This is a genomic window from Microbacterium sp. ZW T5_56 (genome assembly GCF_044987425.1).
Taxonomy (GTDB): domain Bacteria; phylum Actinomycetota; class Actinomycetes; order Actinomycetales; family Microbacteriaceae; genus Microbacterium.
Map to the genome: position 1 here is coordinate 85,182 of NZ_JBJDRI010000001.1, position 11,012 is coordinate 96,193.

General features: G+C 62.1%; 8 protein-coding genes, 1 tRNA gene and 1 pseudogene. 3 read left to right on the forward strand and 7 right to left on the reverse strand.

Annotation, left to right across the window (positions count from 1 at the left end):
- Positions 1–83: 83 nt before the first annotated feature.
- The 6 genes from ACI3KU_RS00375 to ACI3KU_RS00400 form a co-directional block, all read right to left on the reverse strand.
- Positions 84–2,039 carry an ATP-binding cassette domain-containing protein gene (locus ACI3KU_RS00375; protein WP_404920301.1) on the reverse strand — a complete coding sequence of 652 codons (1,956 nt, stop codon included), beginning with the start codon at positions 2,037–2,039 and terminating at the stop codon, positions 84–86.
- Position 2,040: 1 nt separating this feature from the next.
- Complete coding sequence (locus tag ACI3KU_RS00380; protein WP_404920302.1) at positions 2,041–2,937, reverse strand: peptidoglycan-binding protein; 897 nt, start codon at positions 2,935–2,937, stop codon at positions 2,041–2,043.
- A 387-nt stretch (positions 2,938–3,324) separates the two neighbouring features.
- Positions 3,325–4,119, reverse strand: a complete 795-nt coding sequence (locus tag ACI3KU_RS00385; RefSeq protein WP_404920303.1) for a hypothetical protein — start codon at positions 4,117–4,119, stop codon at positions 3,325–3,327.
- Positions 4,120–4,232: 113 nt separating this feature from the next.
- The gene (locus ACI3KU_RS00390) at positions 4,233–4,682 is read right to left on the reverse strand and encodes a peptidase inhibitor family I36 protein (RefSeq protein ID WP_404920304.1); all 450 of its coding nucleotides are present in this window, start codon (positions 4,680–4,682) and stop codon (positions 4,233–4,235) included.
- A 172-nt stretch (positions 4,683–4,854) separates the two neighbouring features.
- Positions 4,855–5,640, reverse strand: a complete 786-nt coding sequence (locus tag ACI3KU_RS00395) for an SDR family NAD(P)-dependent oxidoreductase (RefSeq protein ID WP_404920305.1) — start codon at positions 5,638–5,640, stop codon at positions 4,855–4,857.
- A gap of 1,542 nt (positions 5,641–7,182) precedes the next feature.
- On the reverse strand, positions 7,183–7,803 hold the full coding sequence (locus ACI3KU_RS00400) for a TetR family transcriptional regulator (RefSeq protein ID WP_404920306.1): 621 nt from the start codon (positions 7,801–7,803) through the stop codon (positions 7,183–7,185).
- Positions 7,804–8,509: 706 nt separating this feature from the next.
- Here ACI3KU_RS00400 and ACI3KU_RS00405 point away from each other — a divergent pair.
- Positions 8,510–8,848 (forward strand): annotated as a pseudogene (locus tag ACI3KU_RS00405) (transposase); the annotation flags it as partial.
- Between the two features lie 626 nt (positions 8,849–9,474).
- Here ACI3KU_RS00405 and ACI3KU_RS00410 read toward each other — a convergent pair.
- Positions 9,475–9,558 (reverse strand) — tRNA-Leu (locus ACI3KU_RS00410).
- A 152-nt stretch (positions 9,559–9,710) separates the two neighbouring features.
- Between ACI3KU_RS00410 and ACI3KU_RS00415 the strand changes: the two genes are divergently transcribed.
- Both ACI3KU_RS00415 and ACI3KU_RS00420 read left to right on the forward strand, forming a co-directional pair.
- The gene (locus ACI3KU_RS00415; RefSeq protein WP_404920307.1) at positions 9,711–10,445 is read left to right on the forward strand and encodes an FhaA domain-containing protein; all 735 of its coding nucleotides are present in this window, start codon (positions 9,711–9,713) and stop codon (positions 10,443–10,445) included.
- A complete protein-coding gene (locus ACI3KU_RS00420; protein WP_404920308.1) occupies positions 10,445–11,008 on the forward strand; it encodes an FHA domain-containing protein in 564 nt (187 codons plus the stop codon). The genes ACI3KU_RS00415 and ACI3KU_RS00420 overlap by 1 nt, the downstream gene beginning before the upstream one ends.
- Positions 11,009–11,012: the final 4 nt, after the last annotated feature.

Consider the following 11,012-nt stretch of genomic DNA (forward strand, 5'->3'; position numbering starts at 1 on the left):
TACTTTAGTGAGGATTTGCCCTTCAGTGAGAGCAGTGCCTCCGACCGGCTTATGCCTCAAACCGAGGAGCGAGCCGGGGACAGCTATGCACGGAGATTGTCTGCCGGACGAATCCGCGCGGCTCTCAGGGCTGCAATCCCACCCCCTGTGGCGCCGATGAGTACACCTGAGGCGATTGCCAATGGCAAGAGACTGATGTCGAAGACCGGGGTCCACCGTTGGCTAATCGTCACTGCCAGGATCACCACCATCCCCAGGAACAGGCCAACGACTCCGCCAATGACACCAACGTAAGCAGATTCGACCGTGACGAGCTCACCAATGTGACGGTCGCGCGCACCAACCGCTTTGCGCATCCCGATCTCACCTCGACGCGCGTTGACCGCGAGCAAGGTCGCGTTCATGAGTGCCGCAACAGCAACAGCAACAGCAAGCAAGGTGAAGGCAGTCAGCGTGATCTGGACCCCTTGCTCGATCTGACCACGTAGTTGCGTCGGGTCCGTCGGCGCCGACACACGAACGGACTCGGGCTGGTACGGATTGACCACGAGAGGAACCTGTCGAGCCACCTGTTGCGCGGCGCCCGGGTCGGTGGAAATCAGAAGGTTGCCGTCGGCAGAAGGGCGCGCGTCCAGGTCCTGCGGCGGCCCAATGATGATCTCGCCGCGCAGCAATGGGAGACGTGACGACGCGATGATGAGACCGACCACTTGATATCGCTTGCCGTCAATCTGGATCGTCGGTGCAGCAGAGATTGACGCGAGTTGTAGGTCACTAGCCAGCAGATCACCCACGATGGCTTCTCCTTCAACCAGGTCACCGCGATGCCACGAAGCGAACTGAACGTCGACACGAGCGGCGGTTTCGAGATCACCGACCGCGATGTGGGGGCGCACCGTGCGGCTCTCGGCGAAGGTCTTCACGATGCTCGGATTGAGATCTATGAGTACGGCTGCAGATTGAACGCCGGCTACGTCGGCGATGGCGTCGGGAACTGAGCTCAGGAGTGGGGCGTGCGGTGTCGCGCCCGCCCATTGAGCTGTCACTTCACGGTTCAGATGCGCATCGAAAGTTGCAGCCACCTGTGAGCGTGCCGACGCGGAGAGCCCGAGTGTGATGATGACCAGCGCGACGGCCACGGCCACTGCAACTGCCTGGCCCGTCGTCTGCATCGGGCGACTCGTCACAGAGGCCCAGGCGTCTCTTAGTAGATCAACCACGCGTAGCTTGCTGTTGCGAGCAGCCTTATCGTGGCGATGCCGAAGCTGCTCTACAGGTGCGTCAGTCGATGAGATGGCGGGAAGGTCGTAAGCCGCGTCGGGTTCAGTTCCGGCAGTCAGAAGTGGCACGTCGGGAGAGGCGACTGAGTCTGACACCACGCGACCGTCTGCTATTCGAATGGTCCGTCGCGCGAGTGCCGCCACCTCAGCAGAGTGAGTGACCACGATAACGGTGGCACCAGACGAACCCAGTCTCACCAATTCCTGGAGGACGAGCTCGGCGTTCACTGAATCGAGATTTCCGGTCGGCTCATCGGCGAGCACCAGTCGCGCGTCGCCAGCCACGGCGCGAGCAATCGCGACCCGCTGGCGCTGTCCGCCAGACAGAGTAGAGGTGTCCTGCCGGCTGTGGTCACCCAGTCCCACTGCCTCAAGCGCCCGCAACGACGCACGGCGCCTCTCATCGCGTTGCACTCCGCGGTAGAGAAGGTTGAGCTCCACGCTGTCGTACGCTGGGCGCCCGGGCAGAAGGTGAAATGCTTGAAACACGAACCCGATGTTCTGCGACCGCAGCGTAGCGAGTCGGCGCGAATCGCTCTCTGATACGAGTTCCCCGTCCATCAGATACTCTCCGCCAGTCGGGACGTCCAGCATCCCAAGGATGTTCATGAGGGTCGTCTTTCCCCCTCCAGACGGCCCGACGATTGCAACAAATTCCCCCTCATTAATGACCAGATCGATCCCAGCGAGAGCATGAACAGGTGGCTCGCGGCGGGATTGATACACCCGCGATACGCCGCGCAACTCGATCAGAGCCATCTCAACCCACGCGGACCTTCCCGCCTGCGGCCAACGTGCCAGCTATCACCGGCTGAACTGCTGCCTCGCCATCCAGCGAGGTGACTACCACCACAGGCACCTCATCTAGCTCGCCGTCGTTCCCTTCAACGACAACGACGAAGTCATCCGATCCGCGTTCAACAACCGCGATCACGGGCACAAGCAAGGCGTTCTCCGCAACGATGGTGTCCACCGTTACACGAGCCGTGGGTTCGCTCGTCCCACCTTCCCAAGGCGACACCGGGGTCACGACGAACTGCACTTTCGGGGACGAGGCTGTATCGGTAGTGCCGCCCGTGTTCGTTGCGCCCGACGACACAGGGATCGGCTCCATCGGCCCGATAGTGGCCTCAACTTCAGCACCGGATAGCGTCACCGTCGCGCGCGCACCAGTGGTGAGTCCGCTCGTCTCCGCTGGTGATCCTGACACCGTGACGATTACGTCCGTCGAACCCAGCACGAGGTCGGCACCTGATGAACTGCCCGCATGCGCTCCGAGAGCAATGCCCTGCAACACAGTCGCTTTTCCGAACGGCATGGTCACGATCTCTGCGAGTGGTAGGAACGCCTCCGTAACTGGTTCCGCCGCTGGGTCAGATGACGCGCCCTGTGTCGCAGAGGGCTCCACCGACGCTCCGCTAGCGTCGGCCCGCTTTCTTAGTGGCGCGACATAACCGCTGTCGCGATACAAGGCCGAGACCGCTGTCGCGGTCTCGGCACCGTATGAACCGTCGGCCACTACGTCATATCCTCGGCTCGCGAGCATTCGCTGGAGAGCCTCGACATCTGGTCCGCTGTCCCCCCAACCCATATCGCGATAGAACGCAAAGGTCGACTGTGCGACGAACACCGGTCGGCCATTGACTTCAGTGAGCACGCTTGATGCTTCGACGGAAGCACCGGACTCCACGGGGTGACCAGTAACAACAGCCATTCCGGCGTCCGCAGGTGCCTGCAGGAGCACCGCTACTCGCGAAGATGGCCCGACATCACCGATGAACGTTCGTCGGTCGATGAGCTCTCCCTCACGTACGGCGGCGAAAGTCGGCTTGGCTACCGGAGGCCGCGCATTCGCTTCTTGCTGAGCGGGCGATTGGAACAGCGCAGCTAGAGTCCACCCTCCGGCGAGAAGTGCACCAGCGCTTGCGGCGGCCACGACCGTCATCCATGTCCGTCGGCGACTCTTACTCTGCACCTTCACCTTGCCCTCACGGACTCTCCGCCAATGTCATCCACTCCATGACTGACCGGAACGACGCACCCATCACGGCGCTGGAGGCGCATTCTCTGCGACGATCTCGCGGCTCTTGTCGTTTCGAGCAATCCCCGCCGCGCGAATGGCCTCAAGTTTGTCGCGATTCTCGTCGACAAGCTTCTGCTGTTCGGCCCACTCGATGTTGTATAGCTTCTCGCTCAGTTGACTAGATTCGCGGCACTCTGCATCTGCCGTAGCGACCGCGATCTCCTCGGCAGATGCAGTCTCACTCAGCTGCTCGCCCACAAGTCCAAATCGCTGAAGCACCGAATCGGGAAGCAGGCCCTCCCATGGCGTTTTGCCGACCGTAAAATCGACGGCCGAACTTAGGCACTGGTGCCATTCCTTGAGAGCGTCCGCGACTTGAGGATCGCTCTCAGCTACGCTCGTCGCCTGCATCCCGAGCCCCGAGAGAAAGTTGTTTCCATCCTGCTCTGCGAGAATATCGTCACCATCGCGGGCATCCTCGATGCAGGAGTCGAAAGAACTATCGAAGTTCGGTTCGGTCGCCAGAGAACGCACATGTTCGCCATAGTCGGACCAGGCCTGGGTTTGTTCCGGATTCGTAGATGGTGCGAAGTGATAGCCCCATTTTCCAGCGATGGCAACGTCAAAGAGCCGCAATCCCGCCGCGTTAACATCTGGCGGAGCCGGAAAATCCGGGTCCTGCCATGGCACAACCCAGTCGTAGCCGAGCGAAGACATACACTTGCCGACGAGCAACTGCTCGGCGTAATTCTGCAACTGTGTGTTCTCCGTCGCAAATTCGTCGAGCGGAAGAGTCCATTGAGCCTGGTTCTTCACCGACTGAGCATTCGGGGTGCCCTGCGGTTCGCTCACACAACTGGTAAGTGCGCCCAGCAGAAGTACACCGGTTCCGAGGAATACGCCGGCGCGTCGCGTGGCCGAATTGAATTCTAGCGGCACGTGCTGGTGTTCTTCTTGTTAAGAACCGACTCGAAGTACGTCGAAGAAATCTTATCGTTCCAGTTCCCGAGGTTCGTGGACCCTGTGCTTACCACGTACGAAACTCGTTTCCCGAGTTGAAACTCGTGCTCGTAGAGGTAAACACGGTCGGTGTAGCCCGCGTTGTACACCGAAGACACTACGTCGTTGTAGCTGTAGCGGGTCAACTGGTCGATGCAGTTAAGGAATCCCAGCTGGCCAGTGTAGCTCAAGGGCGTCTGCATCACGTCCCAGGTGTAGTCATACCCCGAGTAGAGACACGTGTATCCCCTTGCGCACCCGGGAGAGTTGGCCGCACTTGCCGGGACTGCGACCCCGATAGTTGCAACCAAGCCCACTGCTACTGCGGCAGCGAACGTCGCGATCCGGCTGCGACCCGACCTGCGTGCACGTGATGACATATCCAGCCCCCTTGGCTCCTTGGGTGGCGGCTCTTCCGCACCCGATGTGAACAAGCTAGCCAAGCGGTCGATATATAGTCAAGTACCTGACTTACAAATGTCCCTCAGTGCTGTGCGACCCGATGCGACACCCCAGTTGTGGCGCGGGCGGCAGAGTGTCCTGTCATGCTCCCTAAGAGTCAGATGGGATCTGGGCGGCGTCGCGCACCCCGCCGTTCGCCGAAGCGCGAGGATGCAGGGTCATGCCGCCGCTTACGTCGAGGAAAGTGCCGGTGGTTCGAGCTGCCCTGTCGGAGACAAGGAATTGGACAGCGTCGGCGACCGCTGAGGGCGATGCGACGCCGCCCAGTACCGACATCGCCCCCATGTACTTGCGCGCACGTGGATCCCGAAACAGAGCGTTGCCGTTGTCGGTGTATCCCGGAATAACGCCATTCACACGTATACCGCGCGGCCCGAGCTCGATAGCCAAATTTCGAGTCAGCGATTCAAGAGCTGCCTTCGTCATGGCATAGATCGGATCGCTCCCACTCGCAATGTGCGCACTCGCTGATGAAATGTTCACGATCGATGCGCCAGCACACATGACATTCGACAGCGCTTGCGTCAGCAGGAATGGAGCCCTGACATTTAGGGCCACGAATCGGTCGAAGGCCTCCAGAGTGGCCGTTGAGAACGACGGACCTTGCATGCACGCCGCATTATTGACTAGTGCCAGGAGTCGGGCACCTGGGCTTGCGACGAGTTGCCCCGACACGGCGGCGACGACACCGTCGATGCCAGCAGAGGTAGTCAGGTCAGCCTCAACTGGAAGGCATGCGCCGCCGCGCAGCCGCAGGACCCGAGCAAGCTCATCGACGCGGCGACGGTTCGAGGCGAACTGAGCGACTACGGCATACCCTTCTAAACTCAGGGTTTCGCAGATGTGCGCACCGATCCCGCCGGAAGCACCAGTCACCACAACGACGGGTTGCTGATGTACCTGCGCTCTCGCTCCCGGGTCTGTGCACTCCCCGCGGTCGCTCGTTGGAGCATCCCTCATGCTGGCCCTACAACGTCGGCCTGCGCGACCGAAGCCACGAAAGAGGCTCTTGCGACGCCGTTCTGTCGCACTTGGCCCGAGAATCTCCCCCGCGCGCCGGCTGCAATCGCGAGCATAGGGCGAGGAGAAAGCTCGATATAGTTGTCGAAACTTAGGCGTATCGCGGTCAACTCTCCACGCGGATCCCGTCGGCGCAGAGCCTCCTCGATTCCCACAATGATCTGCATCGCCGTAACGTGGTCGGAGCCGTGGTCCAAGAGCACGGGGTCGTTAACGTTCAATACGAGTGGCTCATGCCCGGTGGCACCGGCTTTCACTGGATCCGCGTGCAGGTTCGCCGTGGCACGGAGACGCAGATACAACGTTCGAGGGAGAAAGGTGGCATGAGAGCGGCCCGCCGCGACCACCCCATCTCTTGCCTCGAAGACGAAGCGTTGATGAAAGTTCCGCTTATTCTGTCCCGTTGCAGCACTGCTGACAAGGTGACTGTACACAGTCCCCTGAACTGGAGCTTTCGCGCGCCCCAGAAGCCGTAACGACAATCGGTTGAGGATGAACACGTCTGAGTCTGGGAGCTCAGTCCGGCGCGCAAGTTGAAGCATGCCGACCTGCCGCTGAACTTCAATCAGTTCGACGAGTCGTCCATGGCCGGCCGTGTCCGTCGGGACCTTGAAGACAGCTCCCACTGTGTACGCAGACACGGCTCGAGCCGAATCAAGCCACACGTTTTCAACGTGCCGCTTGTGCACTTCCGTGGCTTGCACAGCTCCATCAAGTGCCGACTCTGCCCGAAAGGAAAGGACTGTCACGGAACGCTCTCCTCTGAGTTTCGCGGCAGCAATAGCGTCAATCGCCGCCCGCGCGCGGCCAACAGTTGGGCTTCTTGGAAGCTCGCCGCTGCGGATCTTCGCTGCCCGACTGGCAAAGCGAGCTGCCCCATCTCGACGTGACCTCTGCTCCAGGGCTGGCCTACGTGGGATCGCGGACTCAAGTGTGGGTGTGCTCGCACAGCCTTCCTTCCAGACTCCGGCAACAAAGACAACGTCTCCGTCGACCGACGACATCGCGTCTGCTGGCCGCTGACCAGCCTCATCCGTGCGGCGAACCGCTATGGAACTCGGCCGGATAGCCGCGCCGTCGGGTCCGACGCGTCTCCCGATGCTCCACAACATACACCTAGCAACGCACGCTACTTATTTTTTCCCCGGGGCTTTCACCGCTCTGCGGCGCGCGCGAACGTCAGCTGAGACCTGCCGCCACGTCGCCCCTCGTCGTCAGGGCGTGGTTAGGTCGCGTCTGTCAACGATTGTGAATGAGCACCTGCCGCACGCCGTCCCTCACAGAACCTGAAAGCTGGTGACCACCGAGCATCCCCCAAATAGGTCGGCGTTGGACGGAGTTTCGTCGGCAATTTCTCACGGCACGCGGGTACCAAACACCGAGAATTGATTGCGCTGTTCAGTCCTCAGGCCGTGCGCCGAGCACCCCTCTAAGGAACGGGATGAGCCGAGCCGTTCGCGCAGGAAACGACGCCCAGCCATCGTCAAGTCCGGACAGCACTTGAGCGCCAACGAACACAACGTTCGCGTACTCCGCTGCGGCGTCGACGTCTAGGTCGTTCCTTATTGAACCGTCGCGAATCCCGCGCTCCACCAAAGATCGGGCAATCGCGATCCACTGAAAGTACGGATCTCGCACGGCATCGGCGACCTCTACCTTTGGATCAGCTGCTAGCCGGATCCCGCCTTGAACGATGCCATCCGCCGCTATTAGATCGGCCAGCCGAGCGATGACCAGGAGCAGCTTGTCCAGCGCCGCACCCGGTTCACGATCTATGCTCTCGAGCACTTCGGCCATGCGACGCTGCTGTTCATCGAGCACCGCGGTTGCGAGTTCGGCTTTGGTGCCGAAGTGAAAATACATCGCCCCTTCGCTGATACCCGAGTCAGTTGCGACGCTTCGCAGACGGGCGCCCGAGTATGAGTGCTGAGCGAATGCTCTTGCCGCGCTCGCGAGGATCGCCTCACGTGTCTCTACGGCGCGTTGCTGCTTGAGCGAGGCGGTCCGCCGCTCGACCATGATGTGACCTCCAAGGTGCGTGGTGCGAGTTTGTCACGGCTGTGAACTCAGCACCCTCCGCGGTGCTACCGGCTCTCAACCAACGACGATCACTGAAGTCCGCTTGTCTGCTGCCTCAATGACATCTGAAGCGAGGGCCGGTGATTCACGCACCCGCAAGACAGGCTACCCACCTCCGGCACCCAAGCGCCTAAGGCTGAGGCGTGTCGACTAGGTAGCCATGTGCACTTAGCGCGTTCGTTCATGGCTGACAGCGCTCCGAGCCCATACTTGCTGAACGCTCGACTTCGGGCGCGATTTCGTTCTTCCAGCCCCGCGCGCCCCTCGGCCTGGAACCGACGCCACCACCGCCACGCCACGTGCGCGAGGCCCCCAACTCAGCGGCAACATGAGCGACGGCCCGGCCCGATCCGATGCGCCGAACAAGTATCCATCAACCCGCGGGCGTGAGCCCGGCATTAGTGTGCGACATGAGAGACATCCGTCGGTCCGAGGCGTTGATCTAAACATCTCCAACTCGACCCGGAGGTCTCTCATCTGACAACAGCCATCATGATCACCGCCCTAAACGTGTTGATTAGGTTCTTTCGCTGCTTTATCGGCGAGTCTTGATGTGTGGCGCGTGAAGAGATCTCGGATGATGTGTGGGCGGTGCTGGAGCCGTTGATGCCGGTCTCGGTGAGGCGGTCTCGGCCGTGGGGCGGATCATCGCCTCGCGGTCGAGGGTATGGCGTGGAAGTACCGTACCGGCGCGCCTTGGCGGGATGTGCCTCACCGGTTCGGGAAGTGGAACGCGATCTATAAGCGGTTCGCGCGTTGGGCCGAGGACGGCACGTGGGAGAAGCTCCTCGCCGAGGTGCAGAAACAGTCTGATGCGGCGGGGGCCCTTGACCGGGTCGTCTCGATAGATTCGACGATCGCGCGCGTGCATCAGCATGGCACGACTCTCCGCCGTGACGCGGGCACAGGGGGGCTCTGTCGAATCACAACGACCCGTGGAACGAGCCCGCTGATTACGGAATCGGCCGGTCGCGGGGCGGGTTGACGACGAAGATTCATCTCGTCTGCGACGGCCGCGGTCGTCCGAGGACCTCTGACCCGGGCGACACTGAAATCCTTCCCCGCGAACGTCCAGCGTCGACCATGATGACCAGCACCTGTATTCCGTCGATCGACACGGATCGTGGGTCCCAAGAGGGATGCGAGTGCCCAGTGAAGCGACGAATAGAGTTCAGAAGCTCCGCACTGTCTGGGATCACCTGACTGCTGACCACACCGGGCTCAGCACCGACAACGACATATCCCAAGCCCTCGAACTGGGCTTGCGCGACCTCAACCGAGCGATTCGCCAGACCAAGAGCAGCGCGAGCAAGGGCGAAGGACGCCTCTATCGAGAGCGGGTCTGCGTACCCGGACTCCACTCCAACGCGCGGCTCTCGTCTTCTGGGTTCGCGTCGATGACCGCCCGAACGAGCGACACGAGTTCGTCGTGCGATCGAAGCGCACGAGACGTGTCGAGGATCAACGCCCTATGTAGATCTCCCCCGGTCTCATGTCCCCGCCATGGCCCAACGGTGCACATCGGCATCTGCGGGTTATAGGCCCCTGCCGATGGGCCCCAGCCCCCGGTACAACGCAAGAACCCCCGGTCCACAGGACCGGGGGTGTCTGTGCGCGAGGGGGGAGTTGAACCCCCACGCCCTTTCGGGCACTGGCACCTGAAGCCAGCGCGTCTGCCTATTCCGCCACTCGCGCGCATCCGAATCGCTCCGGAAGCACCTGTTGAGATTAGCACGATTCGCGAGGTCCCCATGACCATCGTGACCCGAATTCCCAGCCGGTCCCAGCCTCACCGTCTAGCATGGCCCAGTACGGCACGCCTGCCGTGCCCCTGCCGGAGGAGAGACGTGGGACTGCTGGACAGCTTCGAGAAGGGCCTGGAACGCGCCGTCAACGGCGCCTTCGCACGCACCTTCCGCAGCGGCATCCAGCCGGTCGAGATCGCCTCCGCACTCCGTCGGGAGATGGACACGAACGCAGCCGTCGTGAGTCGGGATCGCATCCTCGCACCCAACACCTTCACCGTGCTGCTGTCGCCCGCCGATGAGTCGAAGATGTCGAACTACGGCGGCACGCTGACCACGGAACTCGAGCAGATCGTGCGCAAGCACGCGAAGCAGCAGGGGTACTCGTTCGCCGGGCCGCTGTCGATCACGATCGTCGCGGATTCGACGACGCCCACGGGCACCGTGAGCATCGAATCCGAGTCCGCACAGGCGGCCTCCGTCTCCTGGCGGGCAGTTGTCGACATCGACGGCCAACGACACGCCCTCACCAAAGCGCGCACCGTGATCGGTCGCGGCAGCGACGCGGACATCACCATCGCCGACCCGAACACGTCGCGCAAACACGTGGAGATCCTGTGGGACGGCACACGAGGCATGGTGCGCGACCTCGGATCCACCAACGGCTCCAAGCTCGAGGGCGTCAAATTCTCCTCCAGTGCGCTGGAGCCCGATTCGACCATCACGATCGGCAAGACCCGCATCGTGTTCCGCGTCGTCGCGCAGCAGTCACGTCCTACGCGCCCGGCGGCACGGGACGACGCCACGCGCATCTTCGACGCGAGGGAGATCAGCTGATGACCGACATCACGCTTCTGCTGCTGCGCATCGGGTTCCTGGTACTGCTGTGGTTCTTCGTCTTCGGCGTCGTCTATTCGCTGCGCTCGGACCTGTTCGGCGTACGGGCGCGCAAGCTTCCCGACGGCGCGGAAGGGGTCGACACTCCCCCGCGGCCCGCGCAGGCGGTGCCCGCACCCGTGACACCGTCGAACGATCGCACTGCACCCGTCGAGCCGGTGCGCACGCCGCGGCCGGCTTCGACGCCCGCAACGGGACCGGCGACGACGTCCGCCGTCTCACGCATCGTGATCACGTCAGGCCCCAAGACCGGTCTCGAGATCCCGCTGGGCAATCAGCCGCTCACTATCGGCCGGTCGCGCGAATCCGGGCTCGTGATCCGCGACGACTACACCTCCTCCCACCACGCTCGCCTCGTGCTGTGGGGCGATCAATGGATGATCCAAGACCTCGATTCGACCAACGGAACCTGGCATGACGGCGATCGCGTCGCCTCGCCGGTTCCGATCCGCGTCGGTGCCCCCGTCAAGGTGGGCGCGACGACGTTCGAATTGAGGAAGTAAGGGC